Raw genomic sequence first — 22247 nt, 5'->3', positions numbered from 1 at the left:
CTACCGCCCACAGTATAATACTGAACAGCCAGGAGCAAACTGAAAAAAGCGTGATAGCAAGCGCTACAACGCAGAGAATCACATGCAAACGAGGCAAACAGTCGCAAAGGCAGACGGGGCAACCAGCCGAAGGTGGCCTGAAGAAAGAAACTGGCAAGGCACGCTCAAAGGTTGACGGTATTCGTCAAACCTCATCGTACCTTGCCAGGATCGACCTACATATCGCGACGTCGTACATGACGAGATGAACGCTCAATCGGAAGCAGCACAGGCTCACGCTGCAAAGACACGAAGGAGGCAACGAAGACCAGCGCCAGGACGGCGGCCATCACAACCAGCATGAAGAAAAGAGCCATAGCAGCAATCCTTTCGACTATGACACTACCATCGTCGCCAGGCGACGTGGTTGTCTATATTCTAAGTATACCTAAGATTAGGCACCACGTCCATACCAAAATTGTGAGTTTTTACTCACAATTTTGCCAGACCTCAGGTTTGCCAAAGCGATCTAGAGATGTTATACTGTCACCGCGACACGGTTGTGTGCGCAGCATCTTGCTGCCTTGCTGTGCATATTATTTTGCGAAAACCGTTCGGTCACGCCGCATTAGCCCGTTCAGGAACACTGCGATGAAGTATCGCTGAGTTTGCGTCCAGGCAAAGGTATCGCCCAACCAGAACTGGTTGCGCCTACCAATCTATTAGCATTGCGGCCTGAGTTGTGAGGTTGTGGAAAAGTGGGTAGCCCCCACTTTTCTTAATTGTAGGCGAGAAGTAAACCAATGAAGAGCGACTTTTATACAGCGATTTCACAGATTGCGGCAGAGCGGGGCATTCCCAAAGAGGCAATTTTAGACGTGATGGAAAAAGCCCTCATCACCGCCTATAAGCGCACCCTGGGAACAAATCTACCCCCTATGGAGGTCACTGTTCGCCTTGACCCACAATCCGGGGCGGCAGTGGTCTATGCCGAAAAACAGGTTGTTGATGATGTGCTCGATGAGCGCTTTGAAATAGATATCGCCGATGCCCAGAAAGTCAAGGCGGATGCACAACTCGGCGAAACGATTATGGTTGAGAGTACGCCGCATGACTTCGGGCGCATCGCCGCACAAACGGCAAAACAGGTTGTGCTCCAGGGGATCAAAGAGGTTGAGCGTGAGTATATTTATGGCGAATATATGGATCGTGAGGGTGAACTGATCACTGCGACAGTTCAACGTATGGCCAAAGGCAATGTGATCCTCGAAATGGGCAAAGCCGAGGCCATCCTCCCACCCAAAGAGCAGGTGGATAACGACCGCTATTATCACGGTCAACGCCTGAAAGTCTATTTGATGGAGATCCGACGTGAGGATCGTGGCCCTCGTCTGATTGCTTCACGTACGCACAAACAGTTGATCATGCGCCTCTTTGAGATGGAAGTGCCTGAGATTTATAATGGCACGGTGGAGATTAAGTCAATCGCCCGTGAGCCAGGTTTACGCACCAAGGTGGCCGTGGCCGCCCGTCAAGAGGGGATTGATCCCGTAGGCTCGTGCGTTGGAATGCGGGGTATCCGTATTCAGAATATTGTCAATGAGCTGAACGGCGAAAAAATTGATGTGGTGCAATGGTCAGTTGATCCCAAAGATTTCATCGCTAATGCCCTTTCACCAGCTCAGGTGGTTGAGGTTCATCTGAATGAAGATGAACACGCAGCCCTCGTGATCGTCCCCGATAAGCAACTCTCCCTGGCAATTGGCAAAGAGGGCCAAAATGTTCGCCTCGCCGCAAAATTAACCGGCTGGCGCATTGATATCAAGAGCGCAACCGCCCTCTTGGAAGAAGAACGGGCATCCTCAGAAGCGCGCGGCTTTGCCGAGGCTGAACAGATGCAAACTGAGGCTGAACTTTCACACGCTCGGGTTGAACATCGCAAGGTGAGGCCTGATGGTACCGTGATGTATCAAAACCATCGCTATGGCCCGCTCGGCAATGAACTGGTCGGTGAGACGATACAACTTCGCGCAACATCACAGAAGTTGTATATCTATGACCGTGATCGCTTGATCGCATCCTATATCCTGATTGAAGGTGAGGGTGACAACGAAGAAGAAGAATAGCTTGCTCGTGAGGTGAAGATGGCACATCCGTCAGGATTACGTAAAACTAGGCCCGTCCCTCAACGTACCTGCGTTGCATGTCGGCGTACCGACGCAAAACAAGGTCTTATTCGCGTGGTGCGTAATGCTGAGGGCCGGGTAGTGGTTGATCCGACGGGTCGCCTCAATGGACGTGGGGCCTATCTCTGCCCTGAGATAACCTGCTGGGAGGTTGCCCTCAAGCGGCATCACCTCGAACGAGCCCTGCGCGTGGCAAGTATTGAACCTGACGTGAGTGCTCTGTTACTGGCATATGTGCGCGATCTAGAAACAACGAAGATATGAATCGCTGATAATGTAAGTACAGACAAAGATTAACTCCATTGGTCGGTCAGGGTGGTATTCGGCCACCTCAACGGCTCAGGGAAGTGAAAGGATAACAAGAAATGAAAACTACTACAGGCGTCTCTTCCCGTGATGCCGATCTTTCTGCTACTGGCAGTCGTGACTCGGGTGGATCAGGTGGTGGCAACCGCGGATCTGGTAGTGGCGGAGGGCGTGGCCCCGGTGACTCCGGTGGACGTGGTTCCGGTGGCCCGAGTAACCGTGGCTCTGGGGGGCCTGGTGGCTCTGGGGGGCCTGGTGGCTCTGGGGGGCGTGGCCCCGGTGGCGGCAGTAGCCGCGGTCCTGGCGGCCCCGGTGGTGGTAGTAGCCGCGGCCCTGGCGGCCCCGGCGGCGGCAGTAATCGCGGCCCCGGCGGCCCCGGTGGTGGTAGTAGCCGCGGCCCCGGCGGCCCCAGCGGCGGCAGTAATCGCGGCCCCGGCGGCCCCGGCGGCGGCAGTAATCGTGGCCCCGGTGGCCCCGGCGGCCCCGGCGGCGGCAGTAATCGTGGCCCCGGGGGAAATGCAAATCGCAATAGTCGCCCAGGAAGCGGCAGTGGCGGGAGCCGCAGTGGTCGACCGGGTGGCAATCGCCCTGGCAGTGATGACCGTGAGGGTAGTTTCGGCGGTGGTCGTGGCCGCCCGTCTGGACGCCCCGGGTCTGGGGGACGTCCGGGACCTGCCGTGCCAGTGCGCCCGCGCGGCCCCGTTGAATTGCCCAGTGTGATGACAGTACGTGAGCTTTCTGAGGCCACCGGGATCGGAGCATCTGAAATCCTGAAGGCGTTGATGAAGGGTGGGGTGCTGGCAACCATTAATCAGCAAATTGATTATGAGACCGCTGCGTTGATCGCGGCAGACTTCGCCATCGAAACCACCGAGAAAGTGCCTGAACAACTAATTGGCATTGTGGATAATGTCAAAGATGTGCTCAATGCCCAGGCCCCAGGCGAACTTCGTCCACGGCCACCAGTGGTAACCATTATGGGCCACGTCGATCACGGCAAGACAAAATTGCTTGATGCGATCCGCTCCGCCCGCGTTGCCGAAGGTGAAGCCGGCGGCATCACCCAGCATATCGGTGCGTATCAGATCGAGGTCAATCATCGCAAGATCACGTTTCTCGATACGCCCGGCCACGAAGCCTTTACCGCTATGCGCGCACGTGGAGCCCAAGCCACCGATATTGTTGTCCTGGTCGTCGCAGCCGATGATGGTGTGATGCCCCAGACGCTTGAAGCTATTAGTCACGTGAAAGCAGCCGGCGTGCCGATGATTGTCGCGATTAATAAGATTGATCTGCCAACCGCAAATGTCGATCGTATCAAACAACAACTCGCTGCTCACGATGTGGTGGTTGAGGCCTATGGCGGTGAGGTGCCCTCGGTAGAAGTCTCAGCTAAGGCTCGCTTGAATCTCGAGGGTCTCCTCGAGATGATTTTGCTCGTGGCCGATATCGAAGAGTTTAAAGCGAATCCTGATGCACCTGCTGTCGGGACAATTATTGAAGCCGAACTCGACAAGAATCGAGGATCAGTCGCAACGGTCTTGATCCAGAATGGCACGCTCCGCCCCGAAGATAATGTGCTCGTCGGCGGGGTCTCGGGCAAGATCAAGTCGATGTTTAGTGATAGTGGCAAACGCCTTCGTCACGCTGAGCCTTCCACCCCTGTGGAAATCCTTGGACTTGAAGGCGTACCCCAGGCCGGCGATATTCTCCAGGTCATTGATGACCTCAGCATCGCCCGCGAGGTGGCCCTCCAACGCACCCGCCAGACCCGGATGGAGGCTATTGCATCAACACGAGGTACGACTCTCGAGGATCTCTTCAGCAAAGTGCAACAGGGACAGGTCAAAGATCTGAATGTGATCTTGAAAGCTGATGTGCAAGGCTCGCTCGGGGCGATCGAGCACCAGTTCAAGCAACTCAGTGAGTCGCAAGATGAGGTGCAGATCAGGGTAATCCATCGCGCTACCGGTGCCATCAGTGAGGGCGATGTGAATCTCGCGATGGCGTCGCAGGCAATCATTATTGGTTTTAATGTCCGCCCTGACCCCGCTGCCCGCCGGGCAGCCGAACATCAAGGCATTGATATTCGGTTCTACAATATCATCTATCAATTGACCGATGATATCAAAAAGGCGATGGTGGGTATGCTTGCGCCAACCTTTAAGGAGGTTGTCGAAGGCTTCGCTGATGTGCGCAATACCTTCCGCTTGCCCTCGCGTGAGGTCGTCGCTGGCCTCTATGTGACTGATGGCAAGATTACGCGTACAGGCCAGAAGGTGCGCGTCCTACGCAATGGCGCGGTCATCCACGATGGGCGCATTAGTAGCCTCAAGCGCTTTAAGGACGATGTCCGTGAGGTGACCTCAGGCTATGAGTGCGGCTTGATTGTTGATGGCTTCGGCGATGTTCAGGTCGGCGATAATATGGAGTTCTATCGCGAGGAACGGGTCGAGGCAACGCTCTAGATCCGTTCGTGATGAGGTCTGGAGTGGTAAAAACCACTCCAGACTGCACGACAAGTCGGAACATGTATGTCCAAACAACGCTTACAACAGGTCGCCGATACGATGCAACAGATCCTCGGTGAGGTGATCCAGTACGAGTTGAAAGACCCACGCGTCGGTTTTGTCACGGTTACGGGTGTCGAGGTAAGCGCCGATCTGCAGCGCGCCACTGTGCGTGTCTCGGTGATGGGCGAGCCCGATGAGCAAGCCGCAACCATGGAAGGCTTGCAACGTGCACGTGGCTTTCTGCGCAAGCGCGTCGCCGAAGAGATGAGCCATATGCGCTTTGTGCCTGAATTACGTCTGGTACACGATACATCGCTTGCCTATAGCATGCGCATCGAAGAAGTCCTCCATGAAGTAGAAGCTGAACGCAAGGCTAATCCGCCAAAACTTGATGATGAACCCGAGGATCATGGACGGGCCTGACGCTTATTATAAAAAGCGCATTACCTATACCCTCCACAATCAGCCTTTTGCGTTTGATGTGGGCCATACGCTCTTTTCGTCGTTTCAGGTTGACGATGGCACCGATTTGCTGCTGCGTACGATTGATCTGCCTAACTCGCCAACTCGGATGCTCGATCTGGGCTGTGGTTGTGGGGTGATCGGGATTGCCCTGGCCCGGCGCTTCCCCGATGCCGAGGTGGTGATGGCCGATAAGGATCTGCTCGCGGTGCGCTATGCCCGTCATAATCTGACCCTCAATGCCGTGACCAATGCGACCGCGATCGGAAGTGTTGGGCTCGAACAGGTGCCACCTGGCCCCTACGATCTGATCGTCTCGAACATTCCCGCGAAGATCGGCGATGCGGCCATTGAAGAAGAGTTTGTCCTCAAACCGCTGACCCTCCTTGCTCCCACTGGTGTCTACTGGTTTGTGGTGGTGAGCGGCTTGAATCACCTGATCCCTCGGCTAGGACCACGCCATCAGTTGCGACTGAAAGAGATGAAAAAGCGCTCTGGTTATACTGTTTATCGCATCTATCCTTCACTATCACGATAATGATCTATTCTGACCCTACCCATGCCGCGCCAGCTTTTCGCGCCCAGATCGATCAGGCGCAGCATATTCTCTTGCTCACGCACGTCAATCCCGATGGCGATGCGATTGGTTCGATGCTCGGTGCTTTTCACGCGCTGCGCGATGTCGGTAAACAGGTGACGGCCCTGGCGTCATCGGCGATCCCCGGCTATACCAGGTGCCTCGCAGGGATCGATGAGGTGAAGATCTATCAGCGGGGCAGCGCCTTTCCCGAAGTCGATTTGATCTGGATGCTCGATACCGCAGCGCTGAGTCGGGTTGGGGCGGTGTTTGACGAACACGAAACTGCCCTTTCTGCACGACCATTGATCATCACCGATCACCATGTCACCAATGACGGCGGCGGGGTCGTGAATTTGATCGATCCTTCCGCAGCTTCAACTGCCGAATTGCTCTTCCAGTTGCTCCAGGCGATGGAATTGCCCATCCGACCAGCCGCTGCCACCAGTATGCTGCTCGGCCTGACCACTGATACGCAGAGTTTCCAGACGAGTAGTACGTCACCGCGTTCACTGCGCATTGCGGCAGATATGCTCGAAGCAGGTGCCGATCAACGCACCGTCATCTCGGCGATCTACTTTAGCGTCCCCGAAAGTGTCGTGCGCCTCAGTGCCCTGACGCTCAGTGCCATGCAACGTGAAGGCGGGTTGATCTGGACAACGGTGACGCAACAGCAGATGGCAAGCACGCGGGCAGGTGACGAGGCCCCTGACGATGCGATTAGGCAGTTGCAACGCGTCGAGGGCATGCAGATTGCGGCCCTCTTCAAAGAACGCTTTGATGGCACAGTCAAGCTCAGTCTTCGTTCGATACCAGGCATTGATGTAGCCGCCATTGCCCGTATCTGGGGTGGAGGTGGACACAAACAGGCTGCCGGGGCCACCTTGCCAATGAAGCTTGAAGAGGCTCAGGCCACAGTGTTACCCCTGCTACGGGCAACCCTTGAGCATGCAGAGTGAACATTCCAATGCATGGCTTTTTGAATCTGAATAAGCCAGCAGGCATGACCTCCCATGATGTTGTCGCTAGCGTCCGCCGGATGGTTGGCCGAGGCATCAAGGTGGGCCACGCAGGTACGCTCGATCCAGCAGCAACAGGTGTATTGCCGATCGCCCTCGGGCAGGCAACTCGGCTGATCGAGTACCTGAGTGACGCACGCAAGGGCTATCGCGGGCTGGTGCGTCTGGGGATAACGACAACCACCGACGATGCTGAGGGCGAAATACTTAGCCAGCAACCCGTGCCACCTCTCACCGATGCACAAATCGAGGCCGCAGTCGCTCCCCTTCGCGGGGCGATTATGCAAGTACCGCCACACTATTCGGCGCTTCATCATCAGGGACGGCGCCTCTATGATCTGGCACGAGCGGGTGAAACGGTAACCTTGCCGCCACGTCCAGTGATGATTCATCACCTGGCCTGGCATCGCTCGCGTGAAGACACCCTCAGTCTGGAGGTGACATGCGGCAAGGGCACCTATATTCGTGCGCTTGCCCGCGATCTTGGGGCGACCCTTGGGTGTGGCGCACATCTCGCAAACCTCGAGCGAACGTTTGTCGGTCATTTCACCCTGGCCAACGCCCTGCCGCTGAGCAAGTTGCGCGACAACCCCGCTCTGCTGACCGATGCCTTGCTGCCCCCAGAGACAGCGATTGCCGACTGGACAGTCATCATCGTAGAAGATGAACAGGCCCAACGGATCGCTCATGGCATGCCAGTCACCTTGCCGCCCGTGACTGGCATCTATCTACGTGCTCATTGCTCTGATCAGAGCTTGTTGGCCCTGCTGAAGCGGCAGGAAGCTGAGCACAACGTATGGCAACCGCTCAAAGTCTTTCGTCCAGACCCAGACTAGTTGTAGCCCGCCTCGAACTCAACCGTAAGTTCAACGTGCTCTTTCAAGCCCTCAACGGGTAGATCGCGAAAGACGATGACACCCTCATGGTCAAACATACCCCGCAGCATCCGATCAGGCAAGCGAAGCAAAACCCCTGCGTCAAGGAGCGGCTGAACTTTGACCACCAACAACCACTGTGGCGGCTCGTGCATAAGATCAACCCGGAAGTTATAACCGGCAAAACGATCTTCAGCGATGGTCTGAGCATCAGCATCGCCATAGGCAACCCCAAGGAGATTATACGAGGCAAGCATCTCCCCAATCAGGCTGGCATCAAGATCGATCTGATGAGTCGGTAACTCAGACCCATGCGTGGGATCTGGTTGGTCTGATGGCTGCATATCAGGATCTGGTTGGTCTGGTTTATGCATGATTGTTCCATAATCTGTGGTAGCTACTAGCACTATACTCATTGTACCATTTCTGACAAGGGCCTGCGGCCCCACGGATCCTTGCTGCACTCGGCAAACTGCCAGGGTAGCTGGCAGTTTGCCGAGTGCAGCAGCGAGGTTTGGCGATACGGCTCCCAGAAGCACCATGGGTTTTTAGAGCGGAGGCCCTCAACGTAATGTGCATGGGTTGCAGGATCCCGAACAACAACCACCGAGTGGTTTGGTATAATAAAGCCACGCACGCACCATTTTCCAGTCACAAACGGTATAGATAGGTGAGTCTAACCCACGCCTGAACTCAGACACAAGGTTGACTCGTTGAAAGAATGACGACTGAAACTGGAAGAATACCGTATGGATCGTGAATTTTGGTTACGTCAACCACGCCTGATTGCAGCAGTAGTCTGCTTTGCGCTGGGAATCATTGTGGCAGGAGTAGGCTTTATCAGTCACTGGTCACAACCACAACCGGTAGGGTTCACATCTGGCTTGGGTGAACCATCCGATCTCTTCGCTGATGTTGTCCCGCTTGATGCACCGATTGAAGCATTGGAAACAACTGAGCCTGCCGAACTCGTGATCTATATTTCAGGAGCCGTGCTCAGGCCTGATGTTTACCGCCTTCCTGCCGAGGCACGGATCAAAGATGTGGTGATGGCCGCTGGTGGCTTTACACCCGATGCGGCTACCGAAGCGATCAATCTGGCCCAACCCATCCTCGATGCAGAGCATATTCACGTGCCCTATCAACAGGATGGGCAGGCTTCGCGTGCAGATCCAGGTGAGACAATGCATACGGCAGGAGGAACACAACTGATTGACCTGAATCAAGCCACATCTGCCGAACTCGAAACGTTGTCTGGCGTTGGACCCGTTCTGGCTCAACGTATCGTAGGACGCCGAACAGAGCAGGGACCATATACCGCCGTTGAACAACTGCGTGATGTGCCTGGGATTGGCGACAAACTCTTTGGGCAACTTGAACCACTCGTCACAGTGGGACGCTAATTGAGGATTAGGAGAGTCAATGCGGCGGACAAAAATTGTCGCGACACTGGGGCCATCAAGCAGTACCCCCGAACGAATTACGGGGCTTATCCGCGCCGGGATGAATGTTGCACGGCTCAACTTCTCACACGGAACCCACGAAGAACACGCCGCCCACATTGCGATGGTACGTCAGGCCGCAGCCCAAACCGGGAAGCATATCGCGATTTTGCAAGATCTTCAGGGGCCCAAGATCCGTACCGGCAAGCTTGAAGGCGGTCGCCCCGTGGAACTTGTTGCAGGTCAGTCCTTCACCCTTACCACCGAGTTCATTGAAGGCAATGCGGCACGTGTATCAACCACGTATGAACTCATGCCTCAGGATGTTCGTCCACGGGATCGCATCTTGCTCTCAGATGGCTTGATCGAACTGATTGTCGTCGATCACAGTACCACCGAGGTCATTACACGAGTTGTGCATGGTGGACGCCTCAAAGAGAAACAGGGCATCAATCTGCCCAATGTTCGAGTCAGTGCGCCTACCGCAACCGCCAAGGATCTGGACGACCTCCAGTTTGGGCTTGCTCACGGAGTTGATTATGTCGCCCTCTCTTTTGTACGTCACGCTGCTGATATAGTCAAGATCAAAGAGATCATTCAGCAGGCAGGCAAAACCACGCCCGTCATTGCGAAAATCGAGCGTCCTGAAGCCCTCGATGTCCTACCAGCTATCTTGAGCGTCGCCGATGGCGTGATGGTTGCACGGGGCGACCTTGGTGTTGAGATGCCACCTGAACGGGTTCCCCTGGTGCAGAAACAGATCATTGATGCAGCCAATCGGGCCTTGATTCCCGTCATTACGGCGACCCAGATGCTTGAGTCAATGATTACCAATCCACGTCCCACCCGCGCCGAGGCCAGCGATATTGCGAATGCGATTCTTGACGGCTCGGATGCAGTGATGCTCAGTGGTGAAACCGCGGCAGGGGCCTATCCAATCGAAGCTGTTCAGATGATGGCGCTGATCGCCGACTCGATCGAGGGGAGCGACGCCTATCAGGGAAGTGACATTGCCATTCCACGCTGGGCCATTGCGCAGGCGCCTTCGATCCCACGCGCCATTGCCGATGCCGCATGCACGATTGCGCGCGATCAGCCTGTGCGCGGTATTGCCGTCCTGACCCAGACAGGCTCCAGCGCACGCCTAGTCTCACACTATCGCCCGCACGTGCCAATTATCGCGATTTGCCCTGGTGATGAGACCGCACGGCGGACAGCCCTCTACTGGGGCGTCACGCCCCTGTTTATTCAGGCGGCGGATCGCCTCGATGAACTGGAACAACGGATCCAGCAAGAACTCTACGAGCGCGGAATGGTGCAACGCGGTGATGTTTTGATTTTGACCGGCGGCCATCCAATCTACCGCTTTGGGCCAACCAATTTTCTGAAGGTGCTGGTGTTACAGTAAAACGGCTTGACACCCCCACCACCTGATGCTACCCTGTAACCGTGGGGGTGATCACACGTATGGAGTCGGTTTATGACCTACCACGAGCCTACAATTGCGAGCATTCTACGTCTCCTCGCTGAAGAGCACCAGGGTTCTGTGGACGAACGCACCCTGCTTGATCAAGTACTAGCTCGACGTCCGAGTAGTGCCAAGAATCCATATGCAACCATTCGTGATCGCCTGCGCTGGGATGGCTTGACGTTGGGATGGGTACGGCTTAGCCGTACCCAGTTGATCCCGCTCCGTATTGCCTTACAGGATCTGACGTTTCGTTGTCAACCTCGCGACTGTGATCTAATCGATGGATTACTGCCAGTTGTGCATCTGCAACCATTTGCCGGTCTGCGGACGTATGATTGCCTGGTTCAAGATGCGGATGGCAAGTTGCTTCCATTGCTTGGGATTGAACAAGAGGAATTTCGCCATCCCTCTTTGCCTGCCGTTGATCTCCGTGCGTGGTATGAGCGAACCGGTTTCGGCCCTGGTGATAGCATCATTGTCACTGTGGTCAAGGCGCAACCAGTTACCCTGAGCCTTGAGCATGAACCCTATACAGCCTTGCGCAATGACGCAGTGAAGGCCCAGGATGCTGAATTAATTGATGCCATCGTTGAACGCGTACGACGCTCACAGGTGGCGCTCGTACCTTGTGATGAGATCGTACTACCCATTTTTGCGACGGCCTCGTGGCGTACAACGTATCCTGGTACGCCGTGGCAGTATCTTGTGCTGAATGACAGACGCCTCCAACTGGTCGATGATATCTTTCTAACAACTCAGCATTTGCCCGTATTGTCGCTCTTTGGGCATGATGAGGTCTTTGAAGCCCCTCCCCAAAGCGAACAGGCACTGCACGCATTTGATGCCGCCTTACTCGCCGAAATTGACGCACTTCAGAAAGAATTACGCTACGCACGTCAACACGATGCTGAAGCGGGACTTTGGAGTGGGCAAATCCAGCGCGCTTCGGCCCATTTCGGACGTTTCGAACACACCGAACCAGGGCAACATGGCCTCCTTGGGGGGTTCGAAGATGTGCTGTATGACGGCATGTGGGAACTGGACGATCCCTGGCTGGGCGAAGAGTATGAGCCAGATCCAGCCCGCCTGGTCGATACGCACACCTATACTTTCGAAGAAATCCAGGAACGGCTCTTTGCCATCCTCCCACCGCGTGACGTTGAACGACTCCGCGAGGCACGCCCAGAAGAGGCCGAGGTTATTGTGGCAAGCCACCTCAATAGGCTGCTCGTACAAGCACCCGAGCTCTTTCCGCGCATCGATCACATCACACCCGTAGATTATGTCGATCACGCCGTTACCGCGTTTGATGATGATGAGGATTGGCATGAGGCCTGGGATGATGATGAAGCCGATGACGAAGAATCGGATCTCTATGACGATCCAGATGATGAGTTTGAAGATCAGACAACGCTTGCGGCCCTCGATCAGAGCGGCGATCTGATTGGCCAATTCTATGACTACCTGCGAGAGATGGGCAAGCGCGATACCACAGCGCGCGTGCGCAGCCGGGCGCTCTATGTATATGCCGAGTTTCTGGCTACTTTCTATGGACGTACGCTCGCCGAAGGCGATTATGCCACCCTGGATGAGTATCTCTTTTTCTACTATCCTCAATCGAGTGCGCATACCTCAGAACGACAGGTACGTGAGCTTTGCACCGCGATCAAGCAATTGTATGCCTTTCTCAAAGAACGCGGCGTCATCTTTGATACCCGTTTCGCTGAGGCACTCTGGCGACGACGTGACCAGGCGGCAAAGGTCATTGCCCTCTATGAACGCATTCCAGATGACTCGCCAGGAAGCGAAGTGCTGGTTACCAAGCTCTTTTTTCCTTATATCGAGTGAACAATATGCTGGTTGATGGTCATCTCGATCTCGCCTATAACGCGCTATCTTTTGAGCGTGATCTTCTGGCGGGTGTTGCGGCGATCCGTACCCACGAACAGCCGCCTTCACAAACTCAGGGGGAGGCAACGGTTGCGTTGCCAGAATTACGGACAGGTGGGGTCGGGCTGGTCTTTGCCACGCTCTTTACGCTGCCTGCCTCAGCGCTTGCGACTGACCTCGCCCAAGAAGCAAGTTATGCGACACCTGCCGAGGCCCACGCGCTTGCCCGGGCCCAACTCACGTATTATCAAGAACTCGAAGCACGTGACCTGGTGCGTATTATACGTACGAGGGCCGATCTCGCCCACCATCAAGCCACCTGGAAGCAGGCCTCCAGTCCACTGGGGTTGGTGCTGTTGATGGAGAATGCCGATCCGATCACTGAACCCGCCGAGAGTGTCTGGTGGGCAGAACAGGGTGTGCGTCTCGTCGGTCCGGCTTGGCAGGCCACGCGCTATTGCGGTGGGACAAAGCAGCCAGGCCCGCTTACCCCCCTCGGACGGGCGCTCTTGCCTGAACTCGCCCGCAACCAGATGGTGCTGGATGTGAGCCATATGGCCGAGGAGAGTTTCTGGCAGGCAATGGATCGCTGGGATGGCCCGGTCATCGCATCACACAGCAACTGTCGCTCGCTCGCCCCTCAGTTCAACGCCGACCGTCACCTCAGCGATGCGATGATCAAAGAGTTGATCACCCACGGTGCCGTGATTGGGACGGTCTTTTTCAATGGCTTTCTTGCCCGTGACTACCAGCGCGGTGCGCCGAAAGAAAACTATGGGCTTGATCTCGTCGTGCGCCATATTGACCATGTGTGTCAACTCGCCGGCAATGCCCGCCATACAGGCCTTGGAACCGATCTCGATGGAGGACTGGGCCGTCAGCAGATCCCCCGTGAAATTGACACCATCGCTGATCTCCCACGTGTCGCCGAAGCCCTCAATCGTGCGGGTTTTGCCGATGCCGATATTCAGTTGATCATGGGTGATAACTGGCTGCGGATGCTGGCACAGGCGCTCCCGGAGTGATGCCTATGTTGACCTATACCATTGCGATGCCCGCGCCTCATACGCATCTGTTTCATATATCAGTCGAAGTCGACAATCTAACCGATGATTATGTAGATCTGAAATTACCAGTCTGGACACCCGGGTCATATATGATCCGTGAGTATGCCCGCCATGTCCAGTCTTTTTCGGCGTCTACTGATCATGGTCAGCCTCTCACCTGGCAGAAAGTAACCAAATCAACCTGGCGCATTGCGACCGAAGCTTCCTCAAAAGTCATTGCCCGCTATCAGGTATATGCGCATGAGCTCACCGTGCGCACCAGTCATCTCGATACGAGCCACGGGTACATCAATGGGGCGACCGTCTTTATGTATGTCCCCGAGCGCACCAGCGAACATGTGCGGGTATTAATTGATGTCCCTAGTGGTTGGCTCGTCACGACAGGGCTACGCCCCCTAGTTGGTGACGCCCTGATGCCTGATCCTCGCCCCAAAATCAATCTCTATACGGCAAACGACTACGACGAATTAATTGATTGTCCCATTGAGTGTGGCACCCACCGTCTCTTGACGTTTGACGTAGACGGCATTCCGCATCAGATTGCACTCTGGGGTCAGGGCAACGAACAAGAGGCCCGCCTGATCGCAGATACCCGCCGTATTGTCGAAATTCAGCGTGATTTTTTTGGGCAACTGCCCTACAGCAGCTATACGTTTATCCTTCACCTGACCGACGGGCGCGGGGGTGGACTCGAACACCGCAATAGTGTGAGCAATCAGGTTGATCGATGGACGTTTCAACCAGAACGCAGCTACGAGCGCTACCTTGCGCTGACCAGCCACGAGTTGTTTCACGTCTGGAATGCGAAGCGCCTGCGCCCTGCCGCACTCGGCCCATTTGATTATCAGATCGAAAATTATACGCGCCTGCTCTGGTTTGTTGAAGGCGCAACAAGCTACTATGACCTCCTGCTGCTAGTTCGTGCTGGCCTGATGAAACCTGAACGCTACCTTGCGCGCCTCAGCGAAGCCATCCTCAGTCTCCAGAGCCAGCCGGGGCGCCATGTGCAGAGCCTCGAAGCAAGTAGCTTCGATGCCTGGATCAAGCTCTACCGGCCTGACGAAAACAGCGCCAATTCTGGTATTTCGTACTACCTGAAGGGGAGCCTCATCTGCCTCTTGCTCGATCTTGCGATCCGTGAGGTAACCCACGGACAGGCTTCATTTGATGATGTTATGCGGCTGCTCTTTGCTCGATATCCCCTCAATGGGACGGGGATGCCCGAGGATGGAGCGATCCTTGCTGCGGTCGAAGAGGTGGCGGGAGGATGCGATGGGCGCTTCCGCGAATTTTTTGCCAACGCTATTGCTGGCACAACCGAGCTCGACTATCATGCGGCGCTAGCGGTGGTCGGCCTAATGCTAGTGTGGAAGCGTCATGGCTTACGCGCCTGGACAGGCTTAGCGCTACGGTCTGAAGGACAACGCACGATCGTGGCAACCGTACACAGCGATGGCCCAGGGTATGCAGCCGGGATCTACCCCGACGATGAACTACTAGCGATCAACGGTTGGCGGATCAACGAAACAAAACTAAACGCCCGGCTCGCCGAACATCAGCCAGGTCAGGTCGTCCGGTTCACCCTTTTCCGTGGTGAGCAACTCATCGACATACCGCTCACCCTGGCCGAGGCCCCACCCGACGGGCTCGAACTCGTGCCAATAAAAGCGCAAAGTGCTGAGCAACAGCAAGCCTACCGCGACTGGCTTGGACTGAGGGCCTGATCATTCGACACGTTCAACTTCGATTGTACGAGCCATACGGCGATCAAGAGCATAGACCACCTCCCCGAGGCGTACCGTAATTGGTCCGTCGAAGGGGGCACTTGCGGTAATCTCAACCAATGCACCGGGCATCAAGCCCAGGTCGGCAAGATAACGCAGGCGCTCGGCGCTCTGATCGCGCATACGGATCACGCGGGCGCACTCCTCAACCTTCATATCAGCGAGACGAAGATCGAGACTCGTCGGCAACGTGCCTTCGAGGCTTGGAATGGGATCACCGTGTGGATCGAAGGTGGGATGACCAAGGTGAGCAGCAATCCGCGCCTCAAGCTTCTCGCTGATGTGATGCTCAAGCTTTTCAGCCTCTTCATGTACCTCGTCCCAGCTATAGCCCAGGGCTTCCACCAGATAGAGTTCAAGCAGACGGTGATGTCGAATCACCTCAAGCGCAATCCGCTCACCAGCCGGGGTCAACTGCACCCCCTGATAAGGAGTATGCTGCACCAGGTTCATCTCGGCCAGTTTCTTGATCATGCCCGTCACCGAACCGGGGCGAGAGCCACGCTCTTCACCAAGCAACGACGTCGTAACCACTGGCTGATGCTGTTGCAGATGATAAATAGCCTTCAGATAGTCTTCCACTGCGGGAGTAATACGGGTGTGATCTTCCTGTTCAGCCATTCCTTTCCGCTCCTTTCCCGCAAGGCCAGACATGCACGTACAATGTAGCATAAAGCTCGCCCAAACGCCAGTAAGCCGACATTGCCAGCAACGCCAGAGCATGCTATCCTGGCAGAAGCAGCGCGATCATGCACCCCGTAGAGGCATTGTCGTATTGTTGAGGATGGCTACTATGACAATTACTGACCGTATGCTCACTGGTGCCATTGCGAATAATCCGTCCCACTATGACGGTGATGGCGAATGGCGCTACTCTATTCCCCATCAAGCCCTCTATTTTAGCAAGGCGACCGATCCCGATCCACGTGATGCCGAACCGTTTTTCGCCCTGCCATCACTCAACCCCGATGGCTCACACCGTATGGAGCGTGCATTTCGTGCATTTATCAAACGCCGCTGGTTGCCGAGTCGCCAGCAAGAACTTGAGCAATTTGCCGCCCGCAAAGGCTGGCCTCTGGCGATGGAGTTACGTTACGGCGGGGGTGCCCTCGATGACAAAGAGGCCGAAGAATGGCAATATGTCGTCAACCGGGAACTCGAACGGCTTGCGCGGCAAGTTCGTGCTCAGATCGCTGCGCTCCACCAGGCGTCCTCCGCTTAGGCACAACACCTTGCACATACGTCGGGGTATTTGACGCAAAGCCGCAGAGGCCCCAAGGTTTGATGGATCTGCATACGCAGCTTTGCGCCTCTGCGGCTTTGCGTCAAATCATGCTGACACGGGTTATCAGGGTATACGCAGGCCCAACGCTGCGATAGGTCGCGCTCAAAGATACCTCGCAGGTGCCTTCAAGCGGGGTAGCCACCGGAAGCACCGCCGCGCATATGCCATAGCCCACCGTGGCACTGACACGATCTCCGGGGTATACCAGGTCAACGATGACACTACGCGGGCGCAAGCCTTCGCTATAGATCCAGCGAACATGCACGAGCGAAGGGTTACCGCCGCACAGGTACGCACAGTCAACCCCGATAATACGTGCAGGCACCAGACTCTTGCGGGCCAGCACAAGCGCCACCATCCCCCAGCAGAAGAACCAGCAGCGCATCACAAGCGCATCAAGGCTCACCCGTCTCCTCCTGCGGGCAAGATAAGCGTACGCCGCTCGGGGTCAACCTGCTCACGATAGAGCACCAGCACATAGCCAACCATGCTGATCAGAGTAGCTTCGCTTGCGGCCACTATCGTCTCGGCAAGTTCTTGTTTTTGGTCTTTGCCATCGATCAAACGCACCTTGATCAACTCGTGCGCATTCAACTCCTGGTCAAGCTTGGCGAGCAGTTGTTCCGTCAACCCTTGCTTGCCAAGCATCACCGTGGGCTTGAGTGGATGTGCCATTTTGCGCAGAAAGGCGCGTTGGGCATTTGTCAGTTGTGTCATGAGTTTTTTGGAGGAACCGTATCACGCCAACCCTCTTCGGAAGAGTCAAGCGTCGTTGGGGCAGCACGATAGCGCCCACGCAGATCATTAAGCCGAACCGTCACCACATCACGCAAATTACGCCACGAATCACGGAGAGGATTGACTTTTGTCTCGGTGCCATAGTGCCAGCGCACGGGAACTTCGGCGATGCGATAGCCCATTTTCCGGGCGAGAAAGAGCAATTCAACATCATACGCAGTCACAGCGGCCCCCTGAAGCACCGGCGCACCATCGCCATAAATACGCACCCGCCGGAACAGATCATGGGCCACGTGACGAGGCATGGCTTTGAAGCCACACTGCGTGTCATTAATCCCACGCAGGGCGATCAAGGCAATCAAGCCATTGAAGACACGCCCCATCACATGGCGATACCAGGGTTCACCATCACGCGTCGCGCCGATACCCTCACGTGAGCCAATGACAACTTCATAGCCATGCTGCAGCATCTGTTCGAGGCGCGCCCACTCTTCAACCGGCACCGCGAGATCGGCATCAGACACGAGAATATAGTGACCGCGTGCAGCAAGCGCACCGGCACGTACAGCAAACCCCTTGCCACGATGATCGAGCCGTAAGACCGCTACACCCGGCATCGCGGCAGCAAGATCGGCCGTTGCATCAGAGCTTCCATCGTCAACAACCAGCACTTCACTCGTAAACGACTGGGTCGCCAGATAGCGCTGGATCATGGTCAAGGTTTGCGGCAAACGTCCTGCCTCATTATAGGCCGGAATCACAATCGAAAGCCAGGGCATCGTATCGGACACGACTACATCCTCGCTTTCGCGGTAAGCCCGAGGTTCAATGCGGCAGCAAAGCCAGCGAGCGTTGTATCACTCAAATGTGACTGCTGCCGACGTTTACCAACAAAAAGAGGCAAGGCACAGAGAGCCGCCCACTGCCCCCTGAGGCGGGCGCGGGCAGCAGGCTCGCGGAGATGCCGCACACTAGCGAAGGCAAAGCGCAACTGAGAAACACACAGAGCGCCCCAATGACGGCGAACCAGAGGCAGCGGCATATTTTTGATCCAGACAAGCAAAAAATTACGCCCACAGTAATAACTTGCGAGGACACCACCACCGGTGGCACTGAGCCGATGGTAGACAATAGCGGTAGGCACAAAGAGTGTGCGGACACCATGATGTCTGGCGCGTAAATTCAGGTCAACATCTTCGCAATACATCACAAGATCTTCATCAAAGACCCGGCCTGACTGCGCCAGCGTTTCAAGGATCGCACGACGATAGGCCGCAGCACCAGCGCAAGGGCCAAAGACTTCGGTGAGGGCATCATACTGCCCCCGATCACGTTCCCAGACACCACGGCTCCCTGGTTCACCATCAAACTGATAATAATCACCAGCCGAATGGAGCATCTCGCGACGATCAAAGAGGCGCAACTTGCTCGCGGCAAAACCATAGGCCGGATAGCGTTCAAGCGCTCCAATCAACTCGGCAAGCCAGTGCGGCGTGGCCTCGGTATCATTATTCAACAGCACCACATACGGAGCGCTGGTTGCAGCGAGCCCGGCATTGACGGCGGCAGCGAGGCCACGATTACGTTCAAGGGCAACAACGCGCACCTCGGGGTAGGCTGTGGTCAGCAAGGCCAGCGAATGATCGGTACTGCCATCATCAACAACCGTCACAAGCCAATCACGGCGGGTCTGGGCACGCAGCGCATCAAGGCACGTCGGCAACAGATCAGCACCATTATAATTGGGAATAATAATATCAATCATCGTCTAGCGTTGCAAAAAAGCGGCCACGGCATCTTCCCAGGGGCGCAAGGACAAGCCCAACGCGGTACCGGCCAGATTAGCAAGTGGCGTATAAGGGGGCGGGGTACTATCACGCACAAAATCAGCCAGTTTGATCGACGTCACCGCCACATTTTCGTAACCGGCAAGACGCAGGATCGTCGTCGCAAAGCTATAGCGTGAAGCAACCCCGCCATTGACCACGTGGTATGTCCCATACTGCTCACTCGTGATAAGCTCACGCAGCGCGAGAGCCACATCAAAGGTATAGGTTGGGCTACCAAACTCATCATCAACCATCCGCAAGCCGCCTTCTGGTGGCTGCTCAGCCAGACGAAGAACCGTACGGACAAAATTGCGTGTCCCACCAAAGAGCCAAGCCACCCGCACAATATAGAACGCATCAAGCAACTCACGCACCGCCAGTTCCCCGGCCAGCTTCGAGCGACCATAGGCATTGACCGGGCGAGGCTGATCGTACTCGTAGTACGGGGTCAACGCATCACCGGCAAAGACCTCGTTGGTACTGATATAGACGAGTGGCACCTTGAGCTTGCGGCAGGCAAGCGCAACAAAGCGCGTGCCTAGGCCATTGATCCGATAGGCCAGTTCGGGATCACGGGCACAGGCATCAACATTGGTAAAAGCCGCTGGATGCAGCACCAGATCGGCCCCCGTAGCGACAATCTGCGCGACAGCCTCGGGCGAGCCAAGTTCGAGGTTGGTATGGTCGAGCGGGATAATCGTATGTTCATCACTCAGCACCGCACACAACTCACTGCCGAGTTGCCCACGTGCCCCAGTAATTGCTACCTTCATGCAAGCCTTCCCGTGCGTACGCAGCAATCTTCACCCCGGGTGGATGGTAGCAGAAGCCGCTAGCAACGTCAACTCGCAAGAGGAAGCGTAAGCGTCACGATTGTCCCATGGCTATCAGTGCGATTGGCAAGCGCACAGCGCCCACCGACCGCATGGACAATGCGGGCAACCAGCGCCAACCCAAGCCCCATACCCTCCACCTGACCAGTAAAATTGCGTTCACCCTGATAGTACGGGTACCACGCCCGCTGACGTTGTTCATTACTCATCCCAGGGCCATCATCAATAATCTCCAGCCGCAGCATCTTAGGTTCCAGCAGTGAGAGCTTGATCTGAATCTCGGGGTCACGATGAGGATGGAATTTGACACAATTTTCCAGCACTTCACGCAGCAACACTTCAAGGCTATGCTGCGTCAGCGCAATGCGATGATTAGCTGACTCGGGCAAAGGAGCTTCGATCGTCACATGTTTGAGGTCAAGGTCACGGGCAACCTGATCGAGCAACAGCGAAACTTCCGAGACAATAATGCTATCGAGCCCATAGACATCAGATGGTGAGCGGAGGTAATGCAGAATATCCTCGATTTCCGAGCGCAAACGTCGTGCCCCGGCAAGCGCCACCTCAGCAATACGGACGATGCTCTCGCGATCCATCGTCGCGCCGCCACCGCTCAAAATATTCAACCCACCGAGAATGCCTACCAGCGGCGTACGGAGCTTGTGCGCCAGCATGGTATGAAACGTCCACATCTCGCGTTGGGTAATCATCTGTTCGGTCACATCGCGCAGCCGCAAGACGCGGGTCGGATCATTCTCGGCGGGGGGCAACAAATCAACGCGGAGCCAGCGTTCGACACTGCTCGCGCGTTCAGGGCTAACCAGGAAGCGAGGTTGATCATCGTGAGCGGGCACCTGGGGCCAGGCGTCCCATGCTTCAGGGGGTGTCAGGCGATACTGTTGGGTAGCGAGGGGCAAAAAGGCATGATCGAGGGAAACAGCGGGGGCAAGCCCAAGGATCGTGCGAGCGCGGGGATTAGCATAGTGAACCTGATCAGCCTCATCAAGAAGCAAAATACCGTCATCACTATGTTCCACGGCCCAAACAAACCGTGCTCGTTCCGTTGCCGTACGGCGTTGCTGTTCAACAAGCGTTCGATAGCGATTCAGGCGTAGGATCGTCGTGACGCGAGCCCGCAACTCGACATAGTCAAACGGCTTGGTCACAAACTCATCAGCACCAGCCTCAAAGCCTTCAACCCGTGACTCGCGATCATCAAGCGCGGTCACGAGCACAACGGGCACATGAGCAAGCGCCGGATGAGCGCGCATATGACGACAGACCTCAAAGCCGTCCATCCCGGGCATCATCACATCAAGCAACACCAGATCGGGCGGGTTGGCCGTCGCCAGAGCCAGCGCATCAGGCCCATTGGCAGCACACACGACCGTATAGCCGAGCGGCTGCAAGAGATCCGCCAGAATGCTCAACATCTGTGGATTATCGTCAATAGCAAGAATTGTCTCGTTTCCCATAGCTCTCTGATCATAGCAGATATGGGCCGAACCTGTAAAGGGTGAAACAACGCTACCGCGCTATCAGACAGGCCCGAGACGCCCGCGGGCTAACTGGACAATCTTGATCAACTCATCATCGGTCGGGCCACCACCATTCTGCTCCCACCAGCGCCGATACCAGCGTAAATTCTCGACAAAGGCCGTCATCACTTCCTCACGGGTCAGCGGAGGCACCTTCTGACGAAGCGCATCGAGAGCTTCTTCACGGTCAACTTCACCCAATTCCTCAATCGAGAGAAGGATGCGTTCGGCACGGAGGAGAAACAGCTCGCGCTCAATCATAGGAAACTCGTCAGCGATCTGACGAATGTTGCCCAGATAGCAAATGGTGCGCTGACGCGGAACACCCCGCTCGTCACGATAACTGGCAACGAGATACGCATCATAAAAGCTGGTATCCGCGATCGTGGCGTTTTTGTGGCGCCTGACCACCCAGCGGACATACATATGTGTAACCTCAAATAATTTGTTGTT

At 55.8% G+C, this 22247-nt stretch carries 24 protein-coding genes; 14 read left to right on the top strand and 10 right to left on the bottom strand.

The features are described from left to right. Positions 1–215 precede the first annotated feature (215 nt). Positions 216–356, bottom strand: a complete 141-nt coding sequence (locus EKD05_RS25625; RefSeq protein ID WP_165360545.1) for a hypothetical protein — start codon at positions 354–356, stop codon at positions 216–218. 426 nt (positions 357–782) lie between these two features. Here EKD05_RS25625 and nusA point away from each other — a divergent pair, with 426 nt between their 5' ends. From nusA to truB, 8 genes are all read left to right on the top strand, one after another. Then, the gene (nusA, locus tag EKD05_RS02305; protein ID WP_129670690.1) at positions 783–2105 is read left to right on the top strand and encodes a transcription termination factor NusA; all 1323 of its coding nucleotides are present in this window, start codon (positions 783–785) and stop codon (positions 2103–2105) included. An 18-nt stretch (positions 2106–2123) separates the two neighbouring features. Further along, complete coding sequence (gene rnpM / locus EKD05_RS02300; RefSeq protein ID WP_129670689.1) at positions 2124–2429, top strand: RNase P modulator RnpM; 306 nt, start codon at positions 2124–2126, stop codon at positions 2427–2429. 129 nt (positions 2430–2558) lie between these two features. Next, positions 2559–3191: a hypothetical protein gene (locus EKD05_RS26620; protein ID WP_240695587.1), complete on the top strand. Its 633-nt coding sequence runs from the start codon at positions 2559–2561 to the stop codon at positions 3189–3191. Next, entirely contained in the window at positions 3191–4939 is a 1749-nt protein-coding gene (infB, locus tag EKD05_RS02295; RefSeq protein ID WP_240695594.1) for a translation initiation factor IF-2, read from the top strand. The genes EKD05_RS26620 and infB overlap by 1 nt, the downstream gene beginning before the upstream one ends. Positions 4940–5005: 66 nt before the next feature. Beyond that, positions 5006–5407: a 30S ribosome-binding factor RbfA gene (rbfA, locus tag EKD05_RS02290; RefSeq protein WP_129670688.1), complete on the top strand. Its 402-nt coding sequence runs from the start codon at positions 5006–5008 to the stop codon at positions 5405–5407. Next, positions 5394–5984, top strand: coding sequence for a class I SAM-dependent methyltransferase (locus EKD05_RS02285; RefSeq protein ID WP_240695586.1), 591 nt, complete (start codon positions 5394–5396; stop codon positions 5982–5984). Before rbfA ends, EKD05_RS02285 begins: the two co-directional genes overlap by 14 nt. Then, positions 5984–6982 (top strand): bifunctional oligoribonuclease/PAP phosphatase NrnA, encoded by a 999-nt coding sequence (locus EKD05_RS02280; RefSeq protein WP_129670687.1) that lies wholly within the window; start codon positions 5984–5986, stop codon positions 6980–6982. Before EKD05_RS02285 ends, EKD05_RS02280 begins: the two co-directional genes overlap by 1 nt. An 8-nt stretch (positions 6983–6990) precedes the next feature. Next, positions 6991–7878 (top strand): tRNA pseudouridine(55) synthase TruB, encoded by an 888-nt coding sequence (truB, locus tag EKD05_RS02275; RefSeq protein WP_129670749.1) that lies wholly within the window; start codon positions 6991–6993, stop codon positions 7876–7878. Here truB and EKD05_RS02270 read toward each other — a convergent pair. After that, positions 7875–8291, bottom strand: a complete 417-nt coding sequence (locus tag EKD05_RS02270; protein WP_129670686.1) for a hypothetical protein — start codon at positions 8289–8291, stop codon at positions 7875–7877. The two genes, truB and EKD05_RS02270, sit on opposite strands and share 4 nt — an antisense overlap. 375 nt (positions 8292–8666) lie before the next feature. Between EKD05_RS02270 and EKD05_RS02265 the strand changes: the two genes are divergently transcribed. The 5 genes from EKD05_RS02265 to EKD05_RS02245 all read left to right on the top strand — a co-directional run bounded on the left by EKD05_RS02265 (position 8667) and on the right by EKD05_RS02245 (position 15511). Beyond that, positions 8667–9320 (top strand): ComEA family DNA-binding protein, encoded by a 654-nt coding sequence (locus EKD05_RS02265; RefSeq protein WP_129670685.1) that lies wholly within the window; start codon positions 8667–8669, stop codon positions 9318–9320. A 19-nt stretch (positions 9321–9339) separates the two neighbouring features. Next, positions 9340–10767 carry a pyruvate kinase gene (gene pyk / locus EKD05_RS02260; RefSeq protein ID WP_129670684.1) on the top strand — a complete coding sequence of 476 codons (1428 nt, stop codon included), beginning with the start codon at positions 9340–9342 and terminating at the stop codon, positions 10765–10767. Between the two features lie 72 nt (positions 10768–10839). Next, positions 10840–12678, top strand: coding sequence for a hypothetical protein (locus tag EKD05_RS02255; protein ID WP_129670683.1), 1839 nt, complete (start codon positions 10840–10842; stop codon positions 12676–12678). Positions 12679–12683: 5 nt separating this feature from the next. Continuing rightward, complete coding sequence (locus EKD05_RS02250; RefSeq protein ID WP_129670682.1) at positions 12684–13745, top strand: dipeptidase; 1062 nt, start codon at positions 12684–12686, stop codon at positions 13743–13745. A 5-nt stretch (positions 13746–13750) separates the two neighbouring features. Next, positions 13751–15511 carry a M61 family metallopeptidase gene (locus EKD05_RS02245; protein WP_129670681.1) on the top strand — a complete coding sequence of 587 codons (1761 nt, stop codon included), beginning with the start codon at positions 13751–13753 and terminating at the stop codon, positions 15509–15511. On the opposite strand, the gene EKD05_RS02240 is transcribed toward EKD05_RS02245, so the two are convergent. Then, a complete protein-coding gene (locus tag EKD05_RS02240) occupies positions 15512–16192 on the bottom strand; it encodes a metal-dependent transcriptional regulator (protein WP_129670680.1) in 681 nt (226 codons plus the stop codon). A gap of 172 nt (positions 16193–16364) precedes the next feature. On the opposite strand from EKD05_RS02240, the gene EKD05_RS02235 reads away from it, so the two are divergent. Continuing rightward, positions 16365–16793, top strand: coding sequence for a hypothetical protein (locus tag EKD05_RS02235; protein WP_129670679.1), 429 nt, complete (start codon positions 16365–16367; stop codon positions 16791–16793). A gap of 103 nt (positions 16794–16896) precedes the next feature. Here EKD05_RS02235 and EKD05_RS02230 read toward each other — a convergent pair whose 3' ends face one another. From EKD05_RS02230 to EKD05_RS02200, 7 genes are all read right to left on the bottom strand, one after another. Continuing rightward, the gene (locus tag EKD05_RS02230; RefSeq protein WP_129670678.1) at positions 16897–17262 is read right to left on the bottom strand and encodes a hypothetical protein; all 366 of its coding nucleotides are present in this window, start codon (positions 17260–17262) and stop codon (positions 16897–16899) included. Further along, a complete protein-coding gene (yhbY, locus tag EKD05_RS02225; RefSeq protein WP_240695584.1) occupies positions 17259–17573 on the bottom strand; it encodes a ribosome assembly RNA-binding protein YhbY in 315 nt (104 codons plus the stop codon). Before yhbY ends, EKD05_RS02230 begins: the two co-directional genes overlap by 4 nt. Then, positions 17570–18373 (bottom strand): dolichyl-phosphate beta-glucosyltransferase, encoded by an 804-nt coding sequence (locus EKD05_RS02220; protein ID WP_129670747.1) that lies wholly within the window; start codon positions 18371–18373, stop codon positions 17570–17572. The genes yhbY and EKD05_RS02220 overlap by 4 nt, the downstream gene beginning before the upstream one ends. A 14-nt stretch (positions 18374–18387) precedes the next feature. Further along, positions 18388–19359: a glycosyltransferase family 2 protein gene (locus EKD05_RS02215; RefSeq protein ID WP_129670677.1), complete on the bottom strand. Its 972-nt coding sequence runs from the start codon at positions 19357–19359 to the stop codon at positions 18388–18390. 3 nt (positions 19360–19362) lie between these two features. After that, positions 19363–20196 carry a dTDP-4-dehydrorhamnose reductase gene (gene rfbD / locus EKD05_RS02210; protein ID WP_129670676.1) on the bottom strand — a complete coding sequence of 278 codons (834 nt, stop codon included), beginning with the start codon at positions 20194–20196 and terminating at the stop codon, positions 19363–19365. Between the two features lie 68 nt (positions 20197–20264). Further along, on the bottom strand, positions 20265–21731 hold the full coding sequence (locus EKD05_RS02205; protein ID WP_129670675.1) for a response regulator: 1467 nt from the start codon (positions 21729–21731) through the stop codon (positions 20265–20267). 63 nt (positions 21732–21794) lie between these two features. Further along, positions 21795–22220 carry a hypothetical protein gene (locus tag EKD05_RS02200; RefSeq protein ID WP_097651518.1) on the bottom strand — a complete coding sequence of 142 codons (426 nt, stop codon included), beginning with the start codon at positions 22218–22220 and terminating at the stop codon, positions 21795–21797. Positions 22221–22247 lie beyond the last annotated feature (27 nt).

Source organism: Candidatus Chloroploca sp. Khr17 (assembly GCF_004138165.1).
Lineage (GTDB): Bacteria > Chloroflexota > Chloroflexia > Chloroflexales > Chloroflexaceae > Chloroploca.
The sequence above is the reverse complement of the archived record's forward strand: the minus strand, read 5'-3'. Positions and strand labels throughout refer to the sequence as shown.